This window comes from Streptomyces sp. NPDC088725 (assembly GCF_044751305.1).
GTDB lineage: Bacteria > Actinomycetota > Actinomycetes > Streptomycetales > Streptomycetaceae > Streptomyces.
The window spans coordinates 375,689-398,499 of sequence record NZ_JBIVLO010000002.1; the positions used below are offsets into that span (position 1 = coordinate 375,689).

20 protein-coding genes are annotated in these 22,811 nt (G+C 71.8%); 15 read left to right on the forward strand and 5 right to left on the reverse strand.

Features of this window, described 5'->3' with window-relative positions; genetic code table 11:
* Positions 1 to 34: 34 nt before the first annotated feature.
* Both ACIP6N_RS05575 and ACIP6N_RS05580 read right to left on the reverse strand, forming a co-directional pair.
* Entirely contained in the window at positions 35 to 316 is a 282-nt protein-coding gene (locus tag ACIP6N_RS05575; protein WP_401813112.1) for a hypothetical protein, read from the reverse strand.
* 9 nt (positions 317 to 325) lie between these two features.
* On the reverse strand, positions 326 to 1,105 hold the full coding sequence (locus ACIP6N_RS05580; RefSeq protein WP_401813114.1) for a PspA/IM30 family protein: 780 nt from the start codon (positions 1,103 to 1,105) through the stop codon (positions 326 to 328).
* 301 nt (positions 1,106 to 1,406) lie between these two features.
* Here ACIP6N_RS05580 and ACIP6N_RS05585 point away from each other — a divergent pair, with 301 nt between their 5' ends.
* The 3 genes from ACIP6N_RS05585 (at position 1,407) to ACIP6N_RS05595 (ending at position 4,086) form a co-directional block, all read left to right on the forward strand.
* Positions 1,407 to 2,003, forward strand: coding sequence for a DUF3043 domain-containing protein (locus ACIP6N_RS05585; RefSeq protein ID WP_401813115.1), 597 nt, complete (start codon positions 1,407 to 1,409; stop codon positions 2,001 to 2,003).
* 86 nt (positions 2,004 to 2,089) lie between these two features.
* Positions 2,090 to 2,797 (forward strand): class I SAM-dependent methyltransferase, encoded by a 708-nt coding sequence (locus tag ACIP6N_RS05590; RefSeq protein WP_401813117.1) that lies wholly within the window; start codon positions 2,090 to 2,092, stop codon positions 2,795 to 2,797.
* A 191-nt stretch (positions 2,798 to 2,988) separates the two neighbouring features.
* Positions 2,989 to 4,086 carry a S1C family serine protease gene (locus ACIP6N_RS05595; protein ID WP_401813119.1) on the forward strand — a complete coding sequence of 366 codons (1,098 nt, stop codon included), beginning with the start codon at positions 2,989 to 2,991 and terminating at the stop codon, positions 4,084 to 4,086.
* Positions 4,087 to 4,208: 122 nt separating this feature from the next.
* On the opposite strand, the gene ACIP6N_RS05600 is transcribed toward ACIP6N_RS05595, so the two are convergent.
* Complete coding sequence (locus ACIP6N_RS05600) at positions 4,209 to 4,463, reverse strand: hypothetical protein (protein WP_401813120.1); 255 nt, start codon at positions 4,461 to 4,463, stop codon at positions 4,209 to 4,211.
* A 93-nt stretch (positions 4,464 to 4,556) separates the two neighbouring features.
* On the opposite strand from ACIP6N_RS05600, the gene ACIP6N_RS05605 reads away from it, so the two are divergent.
* Together ACIP6N_RS05605 and cobT are read left to right on the forward strand one after the other, a co-directional pair.
* On the forward strand, positions 4,557 to 5,774 hold the full coding sequence (locus tag ACIP6N_RS05605; protein ID WP_401813122.1) for a bifunctional adenosylcobinamide kinase/adenosylcobinamide-phosphate guanylyltransferase: 1,218 nt from the start codon (positions 4,557 to 4,559) through the stop codon (positions 5,772 to 5,774).
* 23 nt (positions 5,775 to 5,797) lie between these two features.
* On the forward strand, positions 5,798 to 6,898 hold the full coding sequence (gene cobT, locus ACIP6N_RS05610) for a nicotinate-nucleotide--dimethylbenzimidazole phosphoribosyltransferase (protein ID WP_401813123.1): 1,101 nt from the start codon (positions 5,798 to 5,800) through the stop codon (positions 6,896 to 6,898).
* Between the two features lie 4 nt (positions 6,899 to 6,902).
* On the opposite strand, the gene ACIP6N_RS05615 is transcribed toward cobT, so the two are convergent.
* Entirely contained in the window at positions 6,903 to 7,664 is a 762-nt protein-coding gene (locus tag ACIP6N_RS05615) for a hypothetical protein (protein WP_401813505.1), read from the reverse strand.
* Between the two features lie 147 nt (positions 7,665 to 7,811).
* Here ACIP6N_RS05615 and ACIP6N_RS05620 point away from each other — a divergent pair, with 147 nt between their 5' ends.
* The 8 genes from ACIP6N_RS05620 to ACIP6N_RS05655 all read left to right on the forward strand — a co-directional run bounded on the left by ACIP6N_RS05620 (position 7,812) and on the right by ACIP6N_RS05655 (position 19,399).
* Positions 7,812 to 8,585, forward strand: a complete 774-nt coding sequence (locus tag ACIP6N_RS05620; protein WP_401813125.1) for an adenosylcobinamide-GDP ribazoletransferase — start codon at positions 7,812 to 7,814, stop codon at positions 8,583 to 8,585.
* Positions 8,586 to 8,861: 276 nt separating this feature from the next.
* The gene (locus ACIP6N_RS05625) at positions 8,862 to 10,394 is read left to right on the forward strand and encodes a leucyl aminopeptidase (RefSeq protein ID WP_401813126.1); all 1,533 of its coding nucleotides are present in this window, start codon (positions 8,862 to 8,864) and stop codon (positions 10,392 to 10,394) included.
* A 356-nt stretch (positions 10,395 to 10,750) separates the two neighbouring features.
* Complete coding sequence (lpdA, locus tag ACIP6N_RS05630; protein ID WP_401813128.1) at positions 10,751 to 12,139, forward strand: dihydrolipoyl dehydrogenase; 1,389 nt, start codon at positions 10,751 to 10,753, stop codon at positions 12,137 to 12,139.
* Positions 12,140 to 12,196: 57 nt separating this feature from the next.
* Positions 12,197 to 13,960: a 2-oxoglutarate dehydrogenase, E2 component, dihydrolipoamide succinyltransferase gene (gene sucB / locus ACIP6N_RS05635; RefSeq protein WP_401813130.1), complete on the forward strand. Its 1,764-nt coding sequence runs from the start codon at positions 12,197 to 12,199 to the stop codon at positions 13,958 to 13,960.
* A gap of 118 nt (positions 13,961 to 14,078) precedes the next feature.
* Positions 14,079 to 14,702: a GntR family transcriptional regulator gene (locus ACIP6N_RS05640; RefSeq protein WP_401813132.1), complete on the forward strand. Its 624-nt coding sequence runs from the start codon at positions 14,079 to 14,081 to the stop codon at positions 14,700 to 14,702.
* A gap of 217 nt (positions 14,703 to 14,919) precedes the next feature.
* On the forward strand, positions 14,920 to 17,592 hold the full coding sequence (gene aceE, locus ACIP6N_RS05645) for a pyruvate dehydrogenase (acetyl-transferring), homodimeric type (RefSeq protein ID WP_401813134.1): 2,673 nt from the start codon (positions 14,920 to 14,922) through the stop codon (positions 17,590 to 17,592).
* A gap of 155 nt (positions 17,593 to 17,747) precedes the next feature.
* On the forward strand, positions 17,748 to 18,713 hold the full coding sequence (locus tag ACIP6N_RS05650) for a helix-turn-helix transcriptional regulator (protein ID WP_401813135.1): 966 nt from the start codon (positions 17,748 to 17,750) through the stop codon (positions 18,711 to 18,713).
* Between the two features lie 164 nt (positions 18,714 to 18,877).
* The gene (locus ACIP6N_RS05655) at positions 18,878 to 19,399 is read left to right on the forward strand and encodes a DUF4240 domain-containing protein (RefSeq protein ID WP_401813506.1); all 522 of its coding nucleotides are present in this window, start codon (positions 18,878 to 18,880) and stop codon (positions 19,397 to 19,399) included.
* Between the two features lie 81 nt (positions 19,400 to 19,480).
* Here ACIP6N_RS05655 and ACIP6N_RS05660 read toward each other — a convergent pair whose 3' ends face one another.
* Positions 19,481 to 19,975 (reverse strand): GNAT family N-acetyltransferase, encoded by a 495-nt coding sequence (locus ACIP6N_RS05660; protein ID WP_401813137.1) that lies wholly within the window; start codon positions 19,973 to 19,975, stop codon positions 19,481 to 19,483.
* Between the two features lie 43 nt (positions 19,976 to 20,018).
* On the opposite strand from ACIP6N_RS05660, the gene ACIP6N_RS05665 reads away from it, so the two are divergent.
* Positions 20,019 to 20,903, forward strand: coding sequence for a TIGR01777 family oxidoreductase (locus ACIP6N_RS05665; RefSeq protein WP_401813139.1), 885 nt, complete (start codon positions 20,019 to 20,021; stop codon positions 20,901 to 20,903).
* Positions 20,904 to 21,473: 570 nt separating this feature from the next.
* The gene (locus ACIP6N_RS05670; protein WP_401813141.1) at positions 21,474 to 22,808 is read left to right on the forward strand and encodes an NAD(P)/FAD-dependent oxidoreductase; all 1,335 of its coding nucleotides are present in this window, start codon (positions 21,474 to 21,476) and stop codon (positions 22,806 to 22,808) included.
* Positions 22,809 to 22,811 lie beyond the last annotated feature (3 nt).

A 22,811-nucleotide genomic window follows, 5' to 3' on the forward strand; every position in this document is an offset into this window, starting at 1 on the left:
GCGCCGGTCACGCCCCTGCCCGCATGCGCCCGGGTCACACCGAGGGGATCAGGCCGTCGTCGGTCAGCAGGTCGCGGACCTCTTCCAGCGTCGCGCCCGGCGCCGGCAGGATCAGCTCCGACGGCTCCAGGGCGTCGTCGGGCAGCGGCTCGCCCAGCTCGCGCACCTGCGCGAGCAGCGCGTGGAAGGTCCGGCGAAAACCCGCTTCGTCGCCCTTCCTGACCTCGGCGAGCAATTCGTCGTCGAGCGAGTTGAGCGCGGTGAAGTGGCTGTCCGCCAGCTTCACCTGGCCCTCCCCCATGATCCGTACGATCATGACGAGCTCCTACTGCTTGTCGAACTTGGTCGGCGGAGCGTCCTCTTTGTCCGTGCCGCCCTCGATCGCCTGCTGGGAGGACGAACCGCCCGCAAGCTCCGTCTTCATGCGCTGGAGCTCCAGCTCGACGTCCGAACCGCCGGAGATCCGGTCCAGCTCGGCGGCGATGTCGTCCTTCGCCAGCCCGGACTGGTCGTCCAGCGCGCCCGAGGCGAGCAGCTCGTCGATCGCGCCGGCCCTGGCCTGAAGCTGCGCGGTCTTGTCCTCCGCCCGCTGGATCGCCATGCCGACGTCGCCCATCTCCTCGGAGATGCCGGAGAAGGCCTCACCGATCCGGGTCTGCGCCTGCGCGGCGGTGTAGGTGGCCTTGATGGTCTCCTTCTTCGTACGGAAGGCGTCGACCTTGGCCTGGAGGCGCTGCGCGGCGAGCGTCAGCTTCTCCTCCTCGCCCTGGAGCGTGGTGTGCTGCTCCTCCAGGTCGGAGGCCTGCTGCTGGAGCGCGGCGCGGCGGGACAGCGCTTCGCGCGCCAGGTCCTCCCGGCCGAGCGCCAGCGCCTTGCGGCCCTGGTCCTCCAGCTTGGCGGACTGACCCTGCAACTGGTTCAGCTGCAATTCCAGCCGCTTGCGGGACGTCGCCACATCGGCGACCCCGCGGCGCACCTTCTGAAGCAGCTCCAGCTGTTTCTGGTACGAGTAATCAAGGGTCTCGCGCGGATCCTCGGCCCGGTCAAGGGCTTTGTTTGCCTTCGCGCGGAAGATCATCCCCATACGCTTCATGACACCGCTCATGGGCTTCGCGCGCCCCCTTCTGACGAACTAAAGCTCCAGCACTCCAACAGAACCCACAGTACGGGCCCTGCCTCCATTACCGCACTGTTCGGACACGGATGCGCTCCTCCCCAAGGACGACTGTGCCGCGTCCCCGTCAGGCTCCAGGAGTAGATGACCATGGGAGAAGGAGGAGACATCCCCGAAGTAGGGGGGAAAGCACGGTCACGTCCGCTCTGTCCCATGTAAGGAAACAGGCCGTTGTGTGATCGTTCCCCTCGGGGGTGGGGTCCATGCGCGGCACCCCGTACCCTTGGTCTTTGTGTTCCGTAGCCGTGCCAACGAAGAGACGTCCCCTGCCACCAAAGTGACGGCCGACCTCTCGAAGCAGCCTCGCGACCCGCAGTCACCCAAGGGCCGCCCGACCCCCAAGCGCAGCCAGGCGGAGTCGCAGCGGCGCCGTGCCTCCACGACGCCGACCGACCGCAAGACGGCCATGAAGCGGCAGCGCGAGGCGCGCCGTGTGGATCTGGCCAAGCAGCGCGAGGCGCTGGCGAGCGGGGACGAGCGCTACCTGCCGGCCCGCGACAAGGGCGGGGTGCGGCGCTACGTGCGCGACTACGTCGACTCGCGCTACTGCATGGCGGAGTTCTTCCTGCCGCTCGCGGTGGTGATCCTTGTGCTGAGCATGGTGAAGGTCGGCTCGCTCCAGAGCATCGCCCTGCTGCTGTGGCTGATCGTCATCGTGCTGATCGTCATCGACTCGATCGGTATCGCGATCCGCCTGAAGAAGCAGCTGGCCGCGCGCTTCCCGGACGAACCGACCCGTGGCGCCATCGCCTACGGTCTGATGCGTACGCTCCAGCTGCGCCGGATGCGGCTGCCCAAGCCGCAGGTCAAGCGCGGAGAGCGGCCCTGAGCAAGGACCTCACCGGCTTCTCCGGGGCTTCGGCGAGCTGGCTCGCCGGCCTGGGAGGGCTGCGCAACGTCGTCCGTCAGGAGCTGGTGGCCCGCCAGCTGGACGAGCAGATCACCGGGCGCTTCCCGGTGGGACAGCGGCTGCGGATCCTCGACGTGGGCCTGGGGCAGGGCACTCAGGCGTTACGGCTGGCCCGTGGCGGACACACGGTGACCGGCCTGGAGTCCGACAGCGAGATGCTGTCGACCGCGCGTGAGACGTTCTCCACGGAGCCCGAGGGCATACGTGAGCGGGTCACACTGGTGCAGGGCGACGGTCTGGAGACCGGCGTGCATTTCCTGCCCGGCAGCTTCGACGTGGTCCTGTGCCACGGCGTGCTGATGTACGTCGAGGAGCCGGACGCGATGCTCGCGGGCCTGGCCAGGATGCTGGCGCCCGGCGGGCTGCTGTCGCTGCTCGTGCGGAACGCGGACGCGCTCGCGGTCCGTCCCGGCCTGGCCGGGGACTGGGCGGGCGCCCTGGGCGCCTTCGACACCGACCTGTACGTCAACCGGCTGGGCCGTCAGGTGCGCGCCGACCGGCTGGACGCCCTGACCGCGACGCTCGCCGGGATCGCCGCGCCGCTGCACGCCTGGTACGGGGTGCGCTTCTTCACGGACAGCGCCCCCGACGACGCCGAGGTGCCGACGGGCGAGGAGCTGGAGCGGCTGATGTCCGCCGAGGACCGGGCCGGGCGTACGGACCCGTACCGCGGGATCGCCTCGCTGCTGCACCTGTGCGGGGTCCGGGGCTGAACGCGACCGCGCGCGGGACCCGCCCGTGCGCGGACCGCCCGCGCGAGGCCGACCCCAACGTCTGACCGCCCGCGTGGGGCCGTCCGGCCGCGTGTCCACCCGTACGTGTGACCGCCCGTGTGCGTCCGAGCACCCCCTGATCGGCGGCGCAGCGCAGGCGGCCTCCGACGGGCGAAAGGGATACTCCGGACATGGATGCTCCCCTTCACCGCGGCCGTACGCGCCGGTTCCTGCTGCCCGTGACCGCCGCGATCTGCGCCGTGGCGCTGATCGGCGGCTGCGCCGGCTCCGCCCCCTCCGCCGACCGTCCGGCTTCCGACAGCACGACACCCGACGCCGCCCAGGCGGCGGACGTGAGCCCGGCGACCAACAGCCTCCAGACCAATTACGAGACCGTCATCAAGAACGTGCTGCCCTCGGTCGTCCAGATCGACACCGGGAACGCCCTGGGCTCGGGCATCGTGTACGACAACAAGGGCCACGTCGTCACCAACGCCCATGTGGTCGGCAAGCACAAGACGTTCCACGTCACGGTCGCCACCCGCGAGCACCCCCTCACGGCGAAGCTGGTCTCCAGCTTTCCGCAGCAGGACCTCGCGGTCATCAAGCTGGACAGCATTCCCAACGGACTGAAGGCCGCCACATTCGGCGACACCTCCAAGGTCGCGATCGGCCAGATCACCCTCGCCATGGGCTCACCGCTCGGCCTGTCGAGCAGCGTCACCCAGGGCATCGTCTCCGCCATCGGCCGTACCGTCAGCGAGAGCGACTCGGGCGGCGGTACGGGCGCCACCATCGCCAACATGGTGCAGACCTCGGCCGCGATCAACCCCGGCAACAGCGGCGGCGCGCTGGTCAACCTGGACAGCCAGGTGATCGGCATCCCGACGCTGGCCGCGACCGACCCGCAGCTGGGCAACACCGCCGCTCCCGGTATCGGCTTCGCGATCCCGGTGGCGATGGTCAAGACCGTCGCGGATCAGATCATCAAGAACGGCAAGGTCACCAACTCGGGCCGGGCGGCTCTCGGTATCGAGGGCCGTACCGTGCTCGGCGGCGACTTCGAGCCCGCGGGCGTCGCGATCGTCAGGACCACCAAGGGGAGCGCCGCCGCCAAGGCGGGACTGCGCGCCGGGGACATCATCACCCAGCTCGACGGTACCGACGTGCCGACGATCGCCATCCTGTCCCAGGTGCTGGCCTCGGCCAGACCCGGTCAGCGGATCAAGGTGTCGTACACGCACAACGGCAGCCCGAAGACGGCGAACGTCACGCTCGGCGAGATGTGACGCCCCGGCAGACAGCGCCGGGACGTCGGGGTGCTGGGCACGGACACGCCCGCGAAAACCAGCGGTAAGCGCCCGCGCGCGCCGGATGAGGGCTCACGCGGGCGCCGTCGCGCCGCTCGCCGTCAGTCCTGTTCGACCTGTTCGGGCTGTTCGGACTCATCGGCCTGATCGGCCTGATCGGCCTTCAGGCTCATCGGGCCGTAGATCTCGGTGCCGTCCTCGAACAGGTGCACCTGTTCCGCGCCGCCGTCGAGGAGTTCCTTCCACACCTCGCCGATCCACGACTCGGCGTCCCCCTGAGTGGTGAACTCCTCCGGCTCCACCGCCGGCGCGACCTCCGTACCGTCGGACTTCTCGAACCGCCACGTCCACGCCATGTGCGCCTCCCGGGCCCCGGCCAGCTGATCAGTTACCTGCCCGCAGCGTAGCCGGGCGCGCACCGTACGCGGCTACGCGGGAGGATCATCTACGTGGAACTCACTCTGCTCGGCACCGGAGCCCCCGCCGGCCTCCCCCGCCCCCACTGCCCGTGCGCCGCCTGCGCCGCCGCCAGGGGCGCTTCGGCGCGCGCCGCGACCGCCCTGCTCATGGACGGTGTCCTGCTCCTCGATCTCACCCCGGGGGCCGCGCTCGCCGCCGCCCGCGCCGGGCACTCGCTCGCGGGCGTACGGCAGGTCCTGCTCAGCCATCCGCACGACGGTCCCGCGGTGGAACTGCCCGCGGGGCTGCCGACGGCGGGACGGGTGGCGGACGGCCGGGTGCTGACGCTGCTCGGCGGGCACCGGGTGCGGGCGGTGGCGATGGACGCGCCGGGCACGGGCTACGAGGTGACGGCGCCCGGCGGCGAGCGGCTGCTGTACCTGCCGCCGGGCGGCGCGCCCGCGGGACTGCCCGGCACGCCCGGCAGGGCCGCCGCGACGGTCACGTACGACGTGGTGGCCGCCGATGTCGTCGGGCGGCCCGACGCGGTGGCCAGGCTGCGCGCGACCGGGGCGGTGGGCCCGGACACGGACGTGATCGCCGTTCACCTCGACCACGACGTGCCGCCGGGCGCCGAACTGGACCGGCGGCTCGCGGCCGCGGGCGCGCGCGCCGTGCCCGACGGTACGACGATCACGGTGGGCGCCTACCAGGACGTACCGGTCGTCCCCCGGCGCACGCTGGTGACCGGCGGGGCGCGCTCGGGCAAGTCGTGGGAGGCGGAACGGCGGCTCGCCACGTTCCCCGGGGTGGTGTACGTGGCGACGGGCGGCAGCCGCGACGGCGACACGGAGTGGGGTGCCCGGGTGCGCGAGCACCGCGACCGGCGGCCCGCCTCCTGGCTCACGGAGGAGACCTGCGACCTCGTCCCGCTCCTCGCGGACACCGGGCCTCCGCTGCTGATCGACTGCCTGTCGCTGTGGCTGACCGACGCGATGGACCGGGTGGACGCCTGGGACGACGCGGCCTGGGCGGCGGGCGGCGAGAAGGCGCTGCGCGAGCGGACCGCCGGGCTGGTCGGGGCGGTACGCCGGACGCGGCGGACGGTCGTCGCGGTGTCCAACGAGGTCGGTTCCGGCGTGGTGCCGGCGACCACGTCCGGGCGGCGCTTCCGGGACGAGCTGGGCCGGCTGAACGCGTCGTTCGCCGCCGAGTGCGAGCACCTGCTGCTGGTCGTCGCGGGACAGGCCCTCACTCTGCGCGGGTGACGGAGGCCGGTACTGTTCGGCGAATGAGCTCGCTGAATCTCGATGACTTCTCCGATCTGATCGAGCGCCCCGACAGCCGTACGCGCCGTGACGCCGAGGAACGCAGGGGCCGGCTGACCGTGCCGCCCGGCGCGCTGGGCCGCCTGGACGAGCTGGGCGAGTGGCTTTCCGCCGCGCAGGGCTCCGTGACCGTGAAGCCCGTCGAGCAGCCCCGCGTGGTGCTGTTCGCCGGTGATCACGGAGTGGCCTCGCTCGACGTCTCCGGGCGTCCCGCGGGCACCGCGCACCTGCTGGTGCGCGCCACGCTCGACGGCGTGAGCCCCGTGGCCGTGCTGGCCCGCAGGGCCGGAGTGCCGGTGCGGATCATCGACGCCGGGCTGGACTGCGACCCGGAGCTGCTGCCCGAGGACGTCGTGAAGCACCGGGTGCGGCGCGGCAGCGGCCGTACCGACGTCGAGAACGCGCTGACGGTCGAGGAAGCCGAGCGTGCGGTACGGCTCGGCATGGCGATCGCCGACGAGGAGGCGGACTCCGGTACGGATCTGATCGTCCTCGGAGACCTGAGCGTCGGCGGCACCACCCCGGCGGCCACCCTGATCGCGGCGCTCTGCGGTACGGACGCGTCGGTGGTCACCGGCCGCGGTGGCGCGGGGATCGACGATCTGGCCTGGATGCGCAAGTGCGCGGCCGTCCGCGATTCGCTGCGCCGGGCCCGTCCCGTCCTCGGCGATCTGCTGGAACTGCTGGCGGCGGTGGGCGGCGCCGACCTCGCGGCCACGACGGGCTTCCTGCTCCAGAGCGCGGTACGGCGGATGCCGGTGATCCTGGACGGTGTCGTCTCCGCGGCCTGCGCGCTGGTGGGTCAGCGCGCCGCGTTCCGCGCGCCCGACTGGTGGATGGCGGGCCAGCTGAGCGGCGAGCCCGCGCAGGCGAGGGCGCTGGACCGGATGTCACTCACCCCGTTGCTCGACCAGGGCGTCACGGTCGGCGAGGGAGCGGGCGCGCTGCTCGCGCTCCCGCTCGTGCGGGCCGCGGCGGCGCTGGCGGCGGAGCTGCCGGAGCGTCCGGCGGAGGGCTCCGAGGACGAGGAGGACGCCGAGGACTCCGAGGACGCCGTCGGCTGAGCGCTCAGCGCGGCAGACGGCCCCCGGGCGGTTCGTCCGGGGCGCCGCCGATCAGGTCCTGGACCCGGCGGCGCGGTCCCGACCAGCGGATGTCGTGGCGGTAGCCGCGCAGCGCCGCTTTCGCGCGCGCCTTCGGCCGGTTGCGGTAGAAGCGCCTGGCCCACGGCGAGCCCGGCCTGCCCAGCCTGATCGCGCCCACGACCGCCACGAACGGCACCAGGACGCCGACCAGTCCCGTCCGCGGCTTCCCCTTGAAGAGCGTGACGACGGCGAAAGCGAAGTTGACCACGATCGTGACGATCACCGAGCCGCGGTCCTGCTGCTGGTCCGCCGACAGGGAGTTGACGCCGAGCGGGGAGTATCCGCCGAGCACCAGCAGCGCCAGCGCCGCCGCCAGGATCACCACCTCCACGCTCTGCCTGCCCTGTTCGCTCCAGTAGACGTCCTGAAGGTGCAGGATCAGCGCGAACTCGTCCAGGACGAGCCCGACGCCCACCCCGAAGATCACCGCGCACACGGACGCCGCGATGCCGTGCCTGCCGGTGCCGACCGCACCGAAACCGCCGATCACGGTCAGCACCACCCCGGGCACCACGTGATGGATGTGCGTACCGCCCGGTGAGACGTCCCTGAACGGCCCCTTTCCGGCCCGGATGAGCCGGGTGATCGTCCGGGTCACCACGAAGGTGAGCACGAAGGAGGCGACGGCCAGCAGCGCGGGAAGCTTGCCCGGCTCGACGATGTTCTGGTGAAACCAGTGGCCCATGCCGCCCGCTTCCGAATCGCGCCTCGTCCGATCTGACGTCATATATGCGGCAATTTACCGCCTGTTGGCCGGTGCGGTTCCCCGGCCGTGCGCCGCCGGCGCCCCTTCCGGCCGCCGCCGCGACCGGCTCCTCTAGGATTTCGGGCGATGACTCCCACGGACGGCCCGCGTTTCGCCTTCGGCACGCTCACCGCGCTGCCCGTCCGGGTGACACGCTGGGACCGCGAGGCGGCCCGTGCGGGCATGCTGTGCGCGCCGCTCGCCGGGCTCGTCGTGGGCGGGTTCGCGGCCGGAACCGGCCTGCTGCTGCTCCTGGCGGGAACGTCGCCGCTGCTCGCGGCGGTCGGCGCGGTGGCCGTACCCGCCGTCCTCACCCGAGGTCTGCACCTCGACGGTCTCGCCGACACCGCGGACGGCCTCGGCAGCGGCAGACCGGCCGCCGACGCCCTGCGGATCATGAAGCAGTCGGACATCGGCCCCTTCGGGGTCATCACCCTGCTGCTCGTGCTGCTCGCCCAGGTCGCGGCGGTGGCCGAGCTGTACGGGCGCAGCCCGGCGCTCGGCGCCGTCGGGGTGTCGGCCGCCGGGGTGGTCGCGCGGCTCGCGCTCACCGTCGCCTGCCGTACGGGCGTCCCGCCGGCCAGGCCGGACGGTCTGGGCGCGGCCGTGGCCGGCACGGTCCCGCTGCCGGCCGCCGCCGCCGTCGCGGCGCTGGTGACGCTCGCCTGCGCGGCGGCGGGCGCGTCCTTCGGCCCCGGCGGCGCCCTGCGGCACGGTCTCGCGGCCCTGGCCGGGCTGCTCGCCGCGTGGTCACTGCTGCGGCACTGCGTACGCCGCTTCGGCGGAGTCACCGGCGATGTGTTCGGCGCCCTCGCCGAGACCGCCGCGACAGCGACGCTGATCGCGCTGACCCTGGGCTGAGCCGAGCCGCCCCGCGGCGCGGACCGGCCCCGCGGCCCGGCGGCGGCAAGGGCGCGCGTCCGGCTGCGCACATCCGGCGAAAACCAGCCCACGGTCAGATGAACGGCAAACCGCCGTGAGCGGATCACATCACCGCGCGTAGTCTCATTCCCGGCGTTCATCGGGCCGGACACCGGACCGGATCCGGTGCCCAACGGGCCGGATGACGATGCGGCGGGCCCGGTCGGCCCACCCCCCGACCGCCATGGAACTCAACGGAAGCGAGAAATCACCACAGTGACTGCTCTCACTCTCAGTACAGCCGGGGCGTCGACGCTCCGCGTCGACGTGGTCGTCGTCGGCATCGCGAAGGGCGGCAAGGGCCCGGTGATCGCTCCGGGCGCCGAGGCCGTGAACAAGGCCTTCGACGGAAAGCTCGCCACCGTTCTGGAAACCCTCGGTGCCACCGGCGCCGAGGGCGAGGTGACCAAGCTGCCCGCGCCCGCCGGCTACAAGGCACCCGTCATCCTCGCCGTCGGACTCGGCGCGGTCCCGGAGAAGAACGAGTCGTACGGCTCCGAGGCGCTGCGCCGCGCCGCCGGCACCGCGGCCCGCGTCCTGTCGGGCACCAAGAAGGCCGCGCTCGCGCTGCCCGTGGCCCAGGCCGCGGACGTCGAGGCCGTCGCGGAGGGCGCTCTCCTCGGCGCGTACGCCTTCACCGCCTACCAGGGCGGCGAGAAGCGCGCGAAGAAGGGCGACAAGGGTCCCAAGCTGCCGCTCGCCGAGATCACACTCCTCGGCGCGAAGCCGCGCGACAAGGCGCACAAGGCCGCGGCCGACCGTGCGATCGCGCTGACCGAGGAGATCAACCGCGCGCGCGACCTGATCAACACCCCGCCGAACGACCTCACCCCCGAGGCCTTCGCCGCCGTGGCGTCCGCCGCCGGCAAGGAGAACGGCGTCAAGGTAGAGATCCTGGACGAGAAGGCGCTCACCAAGGGCGGCTACGGCGGCATCCTCGGCGTCGGCCAGGGCTCGGTCAGCCCGCCGCGCCTGGTGAAGCTCTCGTACACGCACCCCAAGGCGGCGAAGACACTCGCCCTGGTCGGCAAGGGCATCACCTACGACTCGGGCGGCATCTCGCTCAAGCCGCCGGGCCACAACGAGACGATGAAGTGCGACATGAGTGGTGCTGCCGCCGTGTTCGCCACCGTCATCTCGGCCGCCAGGCTCGGCCTGCGCGTCAACGTCACCGGCTGGCTGGCGCTCGCGGAGAACATGCCGTCGGGATCCGCCGTCCGCCCCGGTGACGTGCTGCGCATGTACAGCGGCAAGACCGTCGAGGTGCTGAACACCGACGCCGAGGGCCGGCTCGTGCTGGCCGACGCGATCACCCGCGCCTCCGAGGAGGCCCCGGACGCGATCATCGACGTGGCGACCCTGACCGGCGCGATGATGGTGGCGCTGGGCAACCGCACCTTCGGCATCATGTCGAACGACGACGCGTTCCGTACGTCCCTGCACGAGATCTCCTCGGAGGTCGGCGAGGCGTCCTGGCCGATGCCGCTCCCCGCGGACCTGCTCAAGGGCATGGACTCCCCCACCGCCGACATCGCCAACATCGGCGAGCGGATGGGCGGCGGTCTGGTCGCCGGGCTGTTCCTGAAGGAGTTCGTGGGCGAGGGCATCACCTGGGCCCACCTCGACATCGCGGGCCCGGCCTTCCACGAGGGGGCGCCCTACGGCTACACCCCCAAGGGCGGTACGGGATCCTCGATCCGCACGCTGGTCAGGCTCGCGGAGCGCACCGCCGCCGGCGATCTCGGCTAGGTATTTCTCCCGCGCGGGAACCCGGCCGGAACCCGGCTTGGAAAAAGCCCGGGAACCGGCCGCGCACCGGGCCGCGGAATAAAGCGCTGCGGCCCCGGGCTCTTATTGCCCGGGGCCGCAGCGGCCTTTTCGCCCTGGACGAAATCCGTACGTGTGTACAGGTTGGTAACCCTGTAGTGCGGGGTCCCGGCTGTCCCGTACCCCGGCCCCGCGTCCCGTCACCCGTCAACAAGTGCGAAGATGGGTTCTCGGCAGGACAGGGCCCCCACCACAGGGCCGAAGACAAGCGGCCGAATACCAGCCGCCGCCCGGTCAGAGAAGGCCGGCGCCCGGCGCACATGCATGGAGGACGTGACGTGGCGAACGACGCCAGCACCGTTTTCGACCTAGTGATCCTCGGCGGCGGTAGCGGCGGTTACGCCGCGGCCCTGCGCGGAGCGCAGCTGGGCCTGGACGTCGCACTGATCGAGAAGAACAAGCTGGGCGGCACCTGCCTGCACAACGGCTGCATCCCGACGAAGGCCCTGCTGCACGCCGGCGAGATCGCCGACCAGGCACGCGAGTCCGAGCAGTTCGGTGTCAAGGCCACCTTCGAGGGCATCGACATCGCGGGTGTGCACAAGTACAAGGACGACGTGGTCTCGGGCCTCTACAAGGGCCTCCAGGGACTCATCGCCTCCCGCAAGGTGACGTACATCGAGGGTGAGGGCCGTCTCTCCTCCCCGACCTCCGTCGACGTCGAGGGCCGCAGCGTCCAGGGCCGTCACATCCTGCTGGCGACCGGCTCCGTGCCGAAGTCGCTGCCGGGCCTGCAGATCGACGGCAACCGGATCATCTCCTCGGACCACGCGCTGAAGCTGGACCGCGTCCCGCAGTCCGCGATCATCCTGGGCGGCGGCGTCATCGGCGTCGAGTTCGCCTCGGCGTGGAAGTCCTTCGGCACCGACGTGACGATCGTCGAGGGTCTGAAGCACCTCGCTCCCCTCGAGGACGAGAACAGCTCGAAGCTTCTTGAGCGCGCGTTCCGCAAGCGCGGCATCAAGTTCAACCTCGGCACGTTCTTCGACAAGGCCGAGTACACCGAGGACGGTGTGCGGGTCACCCTCGCCGACGGCAAGACCTTCGAGGCGGAGGTGCTGCTGGTCGCGATCGGCCGCGGCCCGGTCTCGCAGGGCCTCGGCTACGAGGAGCAGGGCGTCGCGCTGGACCGCGGCTACGTCGTCGTGGACGAGTACATGCGCACGAACGTCGAGACGATCTCGGCCGTCGGCGACCTCGTCCCGACCCTCCAGCTCGCGCACGTCGGCTTCGCCGAGGGCATGCTCGTCGCGGAGCGGCTGGCCGGCCTCAAGACCGTTCCGATCGACTACGACGGCGTGCCCCGGGTGACGTACTGCCACCCCGAGGTCGCCTCCGTCGGCATCACCGAGGCCAAGGCCAAGGAGATCTACGGTGCGGACAAGGTCGTCGCCCTGAAGTACAACCTCGCGGGCAACGGCCGGAGCAAGATCCTCAAGACCGCGGGCGAGATCAAGCTCGTCCAGGTCAAGGACGGCGCCGTGGTCGGCGTCCACATGGTCGGTGACCGTATGGGCGAGCAGGTCGGCGAAGCCCAGCTGATCTACAACTGGGAGGCCCTGCCCTCCGAGGTCGCGCAGCTCATCCACGCGCACCCGACCCAGAACGAGGCGCTCGGCGAGGCCCACCTGGCCCTGGCCGGCAAGCCCCTGCACTCCCACGACTGAGCCTTCAGTCCGGCCGCGACGACCACTACCGCACATTCGTTAGGAGCAACTGAAACCATGGCGGTTTCCGTAACCCTGCCGGCGCTCGGCGAGAGCGTCACCGAGGGCACTGTCACCCGGTGGCTGAAAGCCGAGGGCGAGCGCGTCGAGGCCGACGAGCCGCTGCTCGAGGTCTCCACCGACAAGGTCGACACCGAGATCCCCGCGCCGTCCTCCGGCGTGCTGGCGTCCATCAAGGTCGCCGAGGACGAGACGGTGGAGGTCGGCGCAGAGCTGGCCATCATCGACGACGGTTCCGGCGCCCCCGAGGCCGCCCCCGCCGCCGAGCCCGCCGAGGCCCCGGCCCCGGCGCAGGAGGCCCCCGAGGCCGCCCCGGCGCAGGAGTCGCAGCCCCCCGCCCCGGCGCCGAGCGCCGAGGCCGCTTCCGGCGGCGGTTCCGCCGAGGGCACCGACGTGGTCCTTCCGGCGCTCGGCGAGAGCGTCACCGAGGGCACCGTCACCCGCTGGCTGAAGGAGATCGGCGACTCGGTCGAGGAGGACGAGCCGCTGCTCGAGGTCTCCACCGACAAGGTCGACACCGAGATCCCCGCCCCGACCGCCGGTGTCCTGCTGGAGATCGTGGTCGGCGAGGACGAGACCGCTGAGGTCGGCGCCAAGCTCGCCGTCATCGGCGCTCCCGGTGCCGCGCCCGCGGCGGCTCCGGCCGCTCCCGCGCCCGCCCCGGCGCAGGAGGCCCCCAAGGCTCCGGCTCCCGCCCCGGCCGCCGCGCCTGCTCAGGAGGAGGCCCCCAAGGCCGCCGCTCCGGCTCCGGCCGCGCAGGCCCCGGCCCCGGCTGCGCCGGCTCCCGCGAAGGCTCCGGCCGCCGCTCCCGCCGCGACCTCCGGTGACGACGGCGCGTACGTCACGCCGCTGGTCCGCAAGCTCGCCTCCGAGAACGGGATCGACCTCGGCGCGGTCAAGGGCACCGGCGTCGGTGGCCGTATCCGCAAGCAGGACGTCCTCGCAGCGGCGGAGGCCGCCAAGGCCGCCGCCGCGGCTCCGGCTCCGGCCGCCGCGGCTCCCGCCGCGTCGAAGGCGCCGAAGCTGGAGTCGTCTCCGCTGCGCGGTCAGACCGTCAAGATGACCCGCATGCGCAAGGTCATCGGCGACAACATGATCAAGGCGCTGCACGACCAGGCCCAGCTGACCTCCGTGGTCGAGGTGGACATCACCAAGCTGATGCGTCTGCGTGCCCAGGCCAAGGAGTCGTTCGCGGCCCGTGAGGGCGTCAAGCTCTCCCCGATGCCGTTCTTCGTCAAGGCGGCGGCCCAGGCGCTGAAGGCCCACCCGGTCATCAACGCCCGGATCAACGAGGGCGAAGGGACGATCACCTACTTCGACACCGAGAACATCGGTATCGCGGTGGACTCCGAGAAGGGTCTGATGACCCCGGTCATCAAGGGTGCGGGCGACCTCAACCTCGCCGGCATCTCGAAGAAGACCGCGGAGCTGGCCGCCGCCGTGCGTGCCAGCAAGATCACCCCGGACGACCTGGCCGGCGCGACCTTCACCATCAGCAACACCGGTTCGCGCGGCGCCCTGTTCGACACGATCATCGTGCCCCCGAACCAGGTCGCGATCCTCGGCATCGGTGCCACCGTCCGGCGCCCGGTGGTCATCAACCACCCGGACCTGGGCGAGACCATCGCGGTGCGCGACATGACGTACGTCGCGCTCTCCTACGACCACCGCCTGGTGGACGGCGCCGACGCGGCCCGTTACCTGACGACCGTCAAGGCGATCCTGGAGGCCGGCGAGTACGAGGTCGAACTCGGCCTGTAGTCAACGCGGTTCATCGCACGTCGGCGCCCCCGTCCGGAGAGATCCGGGCGGGGGCGCCGACGTTGTCGGTACTGGGCCGTATTGTCGAGGAACCGTCCCCGCCAGGAGGAGCACATCCATGACCCCGCCCGTCGTCCACTCGCTCCGCGAACAGATCCGCGAGCACATCGTGGAGGGGATCGTGAGCGGGCGCTGGAAGCCGGGTGAGCGGATCGTCGAGCGACGGATCGCGACCGAGCTGCGGGTGAGCCAGACGCCCGTGCGCGAGGCGCTGCGTGAGCTGGAGAGCCTGCGGCTCATCGAGTCGGCGCCCAACAAGGGCGTACGGGTCAGGAACCTCAGCGCGGCCGATCTGGAGGAGAGCTACCCGGTACGGGCGGGCCTGGAGCAGATCGCCGCCGAGCTGGCCGCCGAGCGGCTGGCGGTGGACTGTTCCGCGCTGGAACCGCACGTCACCGCGTTGTACGCGGCCGACCGGGGACACGACGGGACCGCACAGGTGCGGCACACCGTCGGCTTCCACCGCGAGCTGGTGCGGGCGGCCGGGAACAGCGTGCTGCTGCACACCTGGGAGGGTCTTGGCATCGAGGTGTTCACCGCGCTGTCGATCCGCTGGCTGGGCACCGTACAGAAGTCGTACGCCGAAGAACATCAGGATTTGGTCGAAGCGTTCCGCAGACGGGACCCCGCCATCGGCGCTCTGGTGAAAACACATGTGCTCGGATGCGCGCCGCGCGCCTGAATCACCCGATTTGCCCAGGGAATTTCGGCGTCACTGCGTGCCTGTACCCATGGCACGGGATGCCAATTCATTGAAAACGAAAGATTTTCCTCTCAACCCTTTGATCGATCATCGATCAGCGAATTAAAGTCGAACACGGACTGCACACAGCCCACGGCCCCGTCCTGCCAGACAAGGCCCTTCTTCATCTCTCCGTCCTGTCCGGAAGGCGGCGACCATGCCCGACCCCGTAGGCAAACTTCCGAGCGAGCTGGACCAGCTCCCGGACCGTGACACCGAGGAGACCGCCGAATGGGCGGCCTCCCTCGACGCCGTCACCGAACACGCAGGACCGCACCGCGCCGCGTACCTGATGAAGCGCACGCTTCAGCACGCCGGAACGGCGGGGGTACCGGTGCCGGCGCTGCTGGAGACCGACTATGTGAACACCATCCCCACCGCCGCCGAACCCGAGTTCGACGGCGACCTGGAGATGGAGTCCCGCATCACCGCGTGGAACCGCTGGAACGCGGCCGCGATGGTCACCCGCGGCGCCCGCTACGGCGTCGGCGGCCACATCGCCACCTTCGCGTCCGCCGCGTGGCTGTACGAGACCGGCTTCAACCACTTCTTCCACGGCAAGGAGGGAGACGGCTCCGGCGACCAGCTCTACGTCCAGGGCCACGCCTCCCCCGGCATATATGCTCGCGCCTTCCTCGACGGCCGGCTCTCCGAGGAGCAGCTCGACAACTTCCGCCAGGAAGCCGGCGGCAACGGCCTGCCCTCGTACCCGCACCCGCGCCGGCTGCCCTGGCTGTGGGAGTTCCCCACCGTCTCCATGGGCCTCGGCCCGCTCTCCGCGATCTACCAGGCACGGTTCAACCGCTACCTGACCAACCGCGGCATCAAGGACCTGTCGGGCTCGCACGTATGGGCCTTCCTCGGTGACGGCGAGATGGACGAGCCCGAGTCGACGGCCGCCCTCGCGCTCGCGGCCCGTGAGGGTCTGGACAACCTCACCTTCGTCATCAACTGCAACCTCCAGCGTCTCGACGGTCCCGTCCGCGCCAACTTCAAGATCGTGCAGGAGCTGGAGGCCCAGTTCCGCGGCGCCGGCTGGAACGTCGTCAAGTCCCTGTGGGGTTCCGCCTGGGACGAGCTGTTCGCCCTGGACACCACGGGCGCGCTGGTACGCCGCCTGCGCCAGGTGCCCGACGCGCAGTTCCAGACGTACGCCGCCCGCGACGTCGCGTACATCCGTGAGCACTTCTTCGGCGCGGAGCCCGCGCTCGCCGAGCTGGCGAAGCTGCTGCCCGACGCGAAGATCGCCGAGCTGTTCTTCACCTCCCGCGGTGGCCACGAGGCCCGCAAGGTCTACGCCGCCTACCGCGCGGCCCTCGGCCACAAGGGCGCGCCGACCGTGGTCCTCGCGCAGACGGTGAAGGGCTACACGCTCGGCTCCGGGTTCGAGTCGCGCAACGCCAACCACCAGATGAAGAAGCTCTCGGGCGACCAGTTCCGCGCCATGCGCGACCTGCTCGAACTGCCCATCTCGGACGCGCAGCTGAACGTGGACCTCGTCCCGTACGGCCACCCCGGCGCCGACTCCCCCGAGGTCCGCTACCTCCAGGAGCGCCGTGCCGCGCTGGGCGGCCCCGCGCCGGCCCGCCGCGTGCACGCCGTCGCGCTGCCCGAGCCGTCCGACAAGCCGTTCCAGGCGGTCTACAAGGGTTCCGGCAAGCAGACGGTGGCCACCACCATGGCCTTCGTCCGCCTGATGAAGGACCTGATGCGGGACAAGGAGACCGGCAAGCGCTGGGTCCCGATCGTCCCCGACGAGGCGCGCACCTTCGGTATGGAGGCGCTGTTCCCGTCGGCCGGCATCTACTCGCCGCTCGGCCAGACGTACGACCCGGTCGACCGCGACCAGATCATGTACTACAAGGAAGCCAAGGACGGGCAGATCCTCAACGAGGGGATCACCGAGGCCGGCTCGATGGCCGACTTCATCGCCGCCTCGACGTCGTACGCGACGCACGGCGAGCCGATGATCCCGTTCTACATCTTCTACTCGATGTTCGGCTGGCAGCGCACGGGCGACCAGATGTGGCAGCTCGCCGACCAGATGGGCAAGGGCTTCATCGTCGGCGCCACCGCGGGCCGTACGACCCTGACGGGTGAGGGCCTTCAGCACGCCGACGGCCACTCGCACCTCATCGCGTCGACCAACCCGGCCTCCCTGAACTACGACCCGGCCTTCGCCTACGAGGTCGCGGTCATCGTCAAGGAGGGCCTGCGCCGGATGTACGGCCCCGACGCCGAGGACGTCTTCTACTACCTGACGGTCTACAACGAGCCCAAGCCGCAGCCCGCCATGCCGGAAGGCGTCGAGGAGGGCATCCTCAAGGGTCTCTACCGCTTCAAGGAAGGCACCCCGGCGGCGGCCGACGCCCCCCGGGCGCAGGTGCTGGCGTCCGGTACGGCGATCCACTGGGCCCTGGAGGCGCAGGAACTGCTCGCCGCCGACTGGGGAGTCACGGCCGACGTCTGGTCCGCGACCTCCTGGGGCGAGCTGCGCCGTGACGCGATGGCGGCCGACGAGGCGCTGCTGCTGCGCGGCGAGGAGCGCGTCCCGTACGTGACCCGCGCGCTGGAAGGCGCGCCGGGACCGGTCCTGGCGGTCAGCGACTGGATGCGTCAGGTACCCGACCAGATCAGCCAGTGGGTCGAGCAGGACTACTCCTCGCTCGGCACGGACGGCTTCGGCATCTCCGACACCCGCGAGGCGGCCCGCCGCCACTTCGGTGTCGACCCGCAGTCGATCGTCGTCGCCGTGCTGGCGCAGCTCGCCCGCCGCGGCGAGGTCAAGCCGCAGCGCGTCGTCGAGGCCCGCGAGCGCTACGGGTTCTGATCCCGCACCGTTTCCCCGGGGAGCCCCCGTCGCACCGCGACGGGGGCTCCCCGCGTTCCGCGGCCCGTCCTGCCGGGGGCACTTGGTGCGCTCTTCGCGGGACATGTCCGGGCCCGGCACAGACCGGCCGGAAGGCACCTTGCATCATGGTGGGCATGCGTGCTGCCCGGCTGATCAAGATGGTTCTCCTGCTCCAGTCCAGACCCTCCATGACCGGAACCGAACTGGCCGAGGCGCTCGAAGTCTCGGAGCGGACCATCACCCGGGACGCCCAGGCGCTCTCCGAGGCCGGCATACCGGTCTGCGCGGACCGGGGCAGAACCGGCGGCTACCGGCTGATGGGCGGCTACCGTACGCGGCTGACCGGGCTGGCCCGCGACGAGGCCGAGGCGCTGTTCCTCTCCGGAGTCCCCGGCGCGCTGCGCGAAATGGGCCTCGCCGACGCCGCCTCCGCCGCCCGGCTGAAGGTGACCGCCGCCCTGCTGCCCTCCGCGCGCTGCGCCCCGGACTCCGCGGCGCGGCGCTTTCATCTGGACGCGCCGGGCTGGTATCAGGAACCAGCCACCCCCGAACTGCTGCCGGCCGTCGCCGAGGCGGTGTGGGGCGACCGCGTGCTCAAGGCCCGCTACCGGCGCCAGGACACCGAGGTGGACCGCGAGCTGGCGCCGTACGGTCTCGTGCTCAAGGCGGGCGTCTGGTATCTCTGCGCGCGCTCCGAGAGCGCCTTCCGGGTCTACCGGCTCGACCGGTTCGTCTCCGCCGAACCCCTGGAGACCCGTTTCGTACGGGACGAGAGCTTCGATCTGTCCGCGTTCTGGGCGGAGCGCGCGGCGCAGTTCGCGCGTTCGATCCTGCGGACCGAGATCGTGATCCGCCTCACGGCGGACGGCGCCAGGCGCCTGCCGTACCTCGTGGACCGCGCCGCCGCCCAGGAGGCGCTGGCCGCCGCGGGACCACCGGACGCGGAGAGCCGGCTCACGCTCACCCTGCCGGTGGAGTCGCAGGACGTGGCGTACTCCCAACTCCTCACCCTGGGGCCGGATGTGGAGGTCCTGGAACCGTCCGCGCTGCGGATCCGCTTCGCGCGGGCGGCGGCCAGGATGCACGAGCTGTACGGCTGAGCCCTCGCGTTGTGCGAGGCCGGCTCCCGCGCGCTGTGCGGCCGGGAGCACGCGCACCTCGCACGGCTGCACCTGCGGGACATCCGTTGTCCGCCGACAAAACACCTGCCCTTTACGTGGCTCCGCGTGCGCGGCTCTCCCGTAACCACGATGCTGTATCCGTGATGGACGAGACGGAGTTCTGGGAGATCATCGACAGCACCCGCGAGGCCGCCGGAGGCGACCCCGAGGACCATGCCGATCTGCTGGTCGAGCGGTTGGTGCTGCTCGACCCCGACTCCGTACTGGATTTCGCCAGACACTTCGAGTCGCGGTACAACCGCGCGTACCGCTGGGAGCTGTGGGGCGCGGCCGCCGTCCTGCTCGGCGGCGCGAGCGACGACGCCTTCGACTACTTCCGGTGCTGGCTCATCGGACAGGGCCGCGAGATCTTCGAGGGCGCGCTGTACGACCCGGACAGCCTCGCCGATCTCCTGGACGAGTTCGACGAGGACCTCGACGGGGACGGCGAGGAGCTGGGGTTCGCGGCGGACGAGGCGTACGAGCAGCTGACCGGTGTGGAGGCCCCCGACCTCGGCATCGCGTCCCAGCCCTCGCAGCCCGAGGGCACGGCCCTCGACCCGGAGGACGACGCGACGCTGGCGGAACGCTTTCCCCGGCTCTGGGAGCGCTTCGGGGGCGTCTGACCGGGCGGGGAGACCTTGCGGCGGGGAGACGCTTGTCGCGGGCGGCCGGGTGCGGGCGTGTCCGGCCGCCGGGCGGTCACGTCAGGTCGTCAGGTCCAGCCCCATCCGTACGTCGTCCACGTAACTGCCCTCCAGCAGGAACTCCCCCGGCAGCACGCCCTCCACCACGTACCCCTCCGCCTCGTACAGACGGCGCGCGGCGTCGTTCCACCCCAGCACCCCCAGCCTCAGCCGCCGCGCGCCCTGTTCCCGCGCGAGCGCGGCGGCCGCTCGCAGCAGTGCGCGCCCCACTCCCCGGCCGCGGGCCCACTCGTGCACGACCAGGCCCTGGATCTGCCGCACGTGCGCGTTGCTCGCCAGCGACGTGGACGATACGACCCGGACGTACCCGGCGAGCCGGCCCGCGACCTCGGCCACCAGGAAGTGTTCCGGGCGGTGCGTGGCGTCGAAGAACGGGTCGAACGGCTCCTTCGGCCGCGCGGACACCGCGTGCAGCGGCGACCAGGTCTCCCGGTCCAACTGCGCCAGTTCGTCCTCGTCGTCGAGGAACGCGGAACGTATCTGAGTCTCGGACATGGCGGTACTGTGCCACGGCGTTCCGCGAGGGCAGGATGGAGCGATGAAGATCGCGGTCACCGGCTCCACCGGTCTCATCGGCAGAACGCTCGTACGCTCCCTGCGCACCGACGGGCACGAAGTGCTCCGTCTGGTACGGCGGCCTCCCCGGACGGGCGACGAGGTCGAATGGGACCCCAAGCGGCAACACGTCGACACGCGCGGCCTCCAGGGCTGCGAGGCGGTCGTACACCTCGCGGGCGCGGGGGTCGGCGACCGGCGCTGGACCGACGCGTACAAGAAGGAGATCCGGGACAGCCGGGTCCTCGGCACGGCCGCGATCGCCGAGGCCGTCGCCTCCCTCCCCGACCGCCCCCGGGTCCTGCTGTGCGGTTCCGCCATCGGCTTCTACGGCGACACCGGCGACACCGCGGTGGACGAGACCGCGCCTCCCGGCGAGGGCTTCCTGCCGTCCGTCTGCGTCGAGTGGGAAGCAGCGGCGGCAGCAGCCGAAGAAGCCGGCATCCGCACGGTCTTCGCCCGCACCGGCCTGGTCATCGCGCGCAGCGGTGGCGCCTGGGCCCGGCTCTTCCCGATCTTCCAGGCGGGCCTGGGCGGACGCCTCGGCACCGGCCGGCAGTACTGGAGCTTCATCGCCCTGCACGACCACGTGGCGGCGCTGCGGCACCTGCTCGACACGGAAACCCTGCGGGGCCCGGTGAACCTGACGGCCCCGGCGCCGGTCACCAACCGCGAGGTGACGGCGGCGATGGGGAGGGTACTGCGGCGGCCCACGGCGTTCCCGGTACCGGCGGCGGCGATCCGGGTGGCGCTCGGGGAGTTCGCGGGGGACGTGCTGGGCAGCCAGCGGGTGGTGCCGGCGAAGCTGCTGGAGTCGGGGTTCAGGTTCGCGTTTCCGACGATTGACGCGGCGATCCGCGCGGCCTGAGGCCGGAGGCCGCGTTTCGCCGTCCGGCGCGGGCCGGGTCGCATGGGGGCCTGAGCGACCGCCCGCCGGCGGGTGGAAGGGGGCCGTGGAGGGGTGGTGTCCAGAACGTAGAGCGTGACTTTGCGGCGCACTAACCACCGGCCCGGTGTCCACTACGCGCCCACGCGCCGTAAATCATGCAGTGGCGGACACTTCCCCTGCGCGGAACCCGGCGACAACCCCAACGCACAACACCCCAGCCCACGACGGCGGCGCGGACCGGCGACAACCGCAACCCTGCCGGGCCCGCGCCGGACGGTGGCCCGGTGGTCCCTGCGACAACCGCAACGCACCACGCGCCGCGCCGGACGGCGACCCCGTGCCGCCGTACCCCGCCGCCCGCGCCGGACGGCGAAACCGCGCCGGACGGCGACCCCGTGCCACCCGTGCCACCCCCATGCACCGGTGACCCCCTCCGCGCGCGGACCCCGCAGGCCCCGGCGCTTCCTACGCTCTAGCCGAACCCGGGCTTTCCGAGAGCCCGTCGGGGGCAGCAGCCCCCACCGCCGCGCCGACCTCGGGGAGGGGCTCGTGCTCAGCACCGCTCACAGATCACGTACACCGCACACCGCAGACGTCGTCATCATCGGAGCCGGTATTGCCGGGCTGGCCGCCGCGCACCACCTGATCAGCGCCGGTGTAACAGTCCGCGTCCTGGAGGCCGCCCCTTACATCGGCGGGCGTATGGCCACCGAAGAGGTCGACGGGTTCCGCCTCGACCGTACGAGTCAGCTGCTCAGCACTTCGTATGCCGAACTGCTCAGCGCACCGGGGCTCGAGGCCGCCTCGCTGCGCATGTTCTCCCCGGGCGTGCTGCTGCACAGCGACGGCCGGCAGTACAGGACCGGAGCCGTACGGAGCGCGCGGAGCGCACTGAGTGCCGCGCGCGCCCTGGCGAGCGCCCCCCGGCCTCCGCTGGGTGGAACAGGGGGCGCGCTCGATCAGGCGCGGCTCGCGGCGGCGCTCGGCCGGCTGGCGACCGTACCGACGGCCCGGCTGCTCGCCCGGTCGGAGCGGACCACGCTGGACGCGCTCACCGGGCGCGGTCTGCCCGCCCGCACGGTCGACGGGTTCTTCCGGCCGCTGCTGGCCGCGTTGCTCTGCGACCCGGACCTGACCACGTCGAGCCGTGTCGCGGACCTCGCGCTGCGCGGTTTCGCCCGGGGTCGGCTGTGTGTGACCGCGGGCGGCGCGGCCACGCTGCCGGAGCTGCTGGCGGCGGCGCTGCCGGAGGGCACGGTGCATACGGACACCTGTGTGACGGACGCGGCCATCAACTGCGTCACCACGAAGGAGCACGGCGAGATCACCAGCCGCTCGCTGCTGTTCGCGACCGGCGCGCGTGCGGCGGCGGAGTTGCTGCCGGGGCTGCGGGTGCCCGCGTTCCATCCGGTGACGACCCTTCACCACACCGCGCCCGTCTCTCCGCTGGCCGATCCCGCGCTGCTGCTGGACGCGGAGCCGGGCGGCGGTCCCGTCGCACACACGGCCGTGATGAGCGAGGTCGATCCGTCGCGCGCGCCCGGCGGGCGCGTGCTGATCTCGTCGGCGGTGCTCGGTACCCCGCCCCCCGCCGCCGAGCTGGAGCGCGCGGTCCGCGCGCATCTCGCGAAGCTCTACGGGACTCCGACGGACGACTGGGAGACGCTGGCCGTCCACCACGACCCGGAGGCCGTGCCCGCGATGCCTCCGCCGCACGACGCGCGCCGTACCGTGCGGCTGCTGGCGGGCCTGTACGTGTGCGGGGACCACCGCGATGTGAACACCGCGCAGGGCGCGCTGTTCTCGGGCCGCAGGGCCGCCCACGCGATCCTGGCGGACCTGGGGGTGAAGCCGGGGGCGGCGGCGCTGCCGGCCGCGGCGTAGCGG

Bases quoted from the DNA above. Each gene is read 5' to 3' on its own strand.
- ACIP6N_RS05575 (WP_401813112.1), bottom strand. From the start codon at position 316: ATGATCGTACGGATCATGGGGGAGGGCCAGGTGAAGCTGGCGGACAGC.
- ACIP6N_RS05620 (WP_401813125.1), top strand. From the start codon at position 7,812: ATGACTCCCACGGACGGCCCGCGTTTCGCCTTCGGCACGCTCACCGCG.
- ACIP6N_RS05595 (WP_401813119.1), top strand. From the start codon at position 2,989: ATGGATGCTCCCCTTCACCGCGGCCGTACGCGCCGGTTCCTGCTGCCC.
- ACIP6N_RS05600 (WP_401813120.1), bottom strand. From the start codon at position 4,463: ATGGCGTGGACGTGGCGGTTCGAGAAGTCCGACGGTACGGAGGTCGCG.
- ACIP6N_RS05615 (WP_401813505.1), bottom strand. From the start codon at position 7,664: ATGGGCCACTGGTTTCACCAGAACATCGTCGAGCCGGGCAAGCTTCCC.
- ACIP6N_RS05640 (WP_401813132.1), top strand. From the start codon at position 14,079: ATGACCCCGCCCGTCGTCCACTCGCTCCGCGAACAGATCCGCGAGCAC.
- ACIP6N_RS05660 (WP_401813137.1), bottom strand. From the start codon at position 19,975: ATGTCCGAGACTCAGATACGTTCCGCGTTCCTCGACGACGAGGACGAA.
- ACIP6N_RS05665 (WP_401813139.1), top strand. From the start codon at position 20,019: ATGAAGATCGCGGTCACCGGCTCCACCGGTCTCATCGGCAGAACGCTC.
- cobT (WP_401813123.1), top strand. From the start codon at position 5,798: ATGAGCTCGCTGAATCTCGATGACTTCTCCGATCTGATCGAGCGCCCC.
- ACIP6N_RS05580 (WP_401813114.1), bottom strand. From the start codon at position 1,105: ATGAGCGGTGTCATGAAGCGTATGGGGATGATCTTCCGCGCGAAGGCA.
- aceE (WP_401813134.1), top strand. From the start codon at position 14,920: ATGCCCGACCCCGTAGGCAAACTTCCGAGCGAGCTGGACCAGCTCCCG.
- ACIP6N_RS05650 (WP_401813135.1), top strand. From the start codon at position 17,748: ATGCGTGCTGCCCGGCTGATCAAGATGGTTCTCCTGCTCCAGTCCAGA.
- ACIP6N_RS05655 (WP_401813506.1), top strand. From the start codon at position 18,878: ATGGACGAGACGGAGTTCTGGGAGATCATCGACAGCACCCGCGAGGCC.
- sucB (WP_401813130.1), top strand. From the start codon at position 12,197: ATGGCGGTTTCCGTAACCCTGCCGGCGCTCGGCGAGAGCGTCACCGAG.